Source organism: Acinetobacter sp. 228, from assembly GCF_048147885.1.
In genome coordinates, this window is record NZ_JAYWYV010000453.1 from 1 (window position 1) to 1154 (window position 1154).

Here is a 1154-nt window from a genome sequence, read left to right on the forward strand (position 1 = left end):
CGTTTTAAAATTCAAATTATTCATTCTTCATCCTGTGTAAATTATATAGCTGCATTTATAAAGAAAAGTTTTATCCTATAAAGTACGCAGGACTTCTTATCCTGTCGTCCTTTTGAACCAAGAAAATAATTTACGCTTAAGCTTATTTTTTTATAGGTAGTAGTAAAACAGGGTCTTCAATATCGTAACCAGTTTCTTCTGGAACCCCCAAATATTTAACGACAACCAACCTCTTATTTTGTTTAGGTACACTATAATTTTGGGAAATTTTTATTGCTTTGCTGTAATGAACCGCAACATGGGTCTTACTTTGTAAAGACGGCGATTTTACAACATATTCTGTTTTATATTGCGTGATCTTTCCTGAAGGATCAAACCAAGCTGATACTTGATTCTGATAAGTTTTTAATGTTTGAATTTTTACAGTCTTACTATTACTTACGATCAAAGGAGTTAAATTCTTTTTAATTTTATTAAGTGCCTTATTAAACGCTGTACTATCTTGATCATAATCAATCTTATGTGTTTTTGGATTGATATAGAGAGATTTAACTTCAATCAGTTTATCAGGCGATTTACTATTTAATAGATAATAATATAGTTGTGGTAGGCGTCCTCGGCCATCTTCATAATGTCTTAATACATAAAGTTTCTTCTCTTTTTGCTGATAGCCCAATACTTCAATTTTTTGTCCACCACCCACTGTCGCATAGGTATGTGCGGATAAGGTAAGAATCGTGCTAAAAGTTAAAAATTTTAGAAATTTCATCGGTTCATATCCTTGTGATCTGGTAACTATATTGTATAAATATCAATTAGATTAAAATGACACTTGAGTAAGTGTTACTTGCTGTTTTTATATTCTTTTGTACACAAGCAGTTTTTTAAGGGGGCTTTATTTATTATTTCTCTCCCCCCCCTCAAAACAACTCGTCTAGCTTTTACATATAAACCCTCATAGAAGAACAGGCTAACACTTGCTAGCATCGACATGAGTAAACATACATGGACTAAAATTTCTAACAAAAGAGTTTAAAAAATAATCCAAGATCTTTTCCCGCTCGATTGCCCCATCTGAGCTTAAAAGCTGAATGATTGTGCCCTCCACCATATATACAAATAGCTTGGCATCGGTAAAAGAAGCATCTGCGTTT

1 protein-coding gene and 1 pseudogene are annotated in these 1154 nt (G+C 32.7%); both read right to left on the reverse strand.

Annotated features, from left to right (window positions below):
* Positions 1-142 precede the first annotated feature (142 nt).
* Positions 143-769, reverse strand: coding sequence for a hypothetical protein (locus VXQ92_RS19795; protein WP_265643274.1), 627 nt, complete (start codon positions 767-769; stop codon positions 143-145).
* A gap of 201 nt (positions 770-970) precedes the next feature.
* Positions 971-1154 (reverse strand): annotated as a pseudogene (locus tag VXQ92_RS19800) (TetR family transcriptional regulator); the annotation flags it as partial.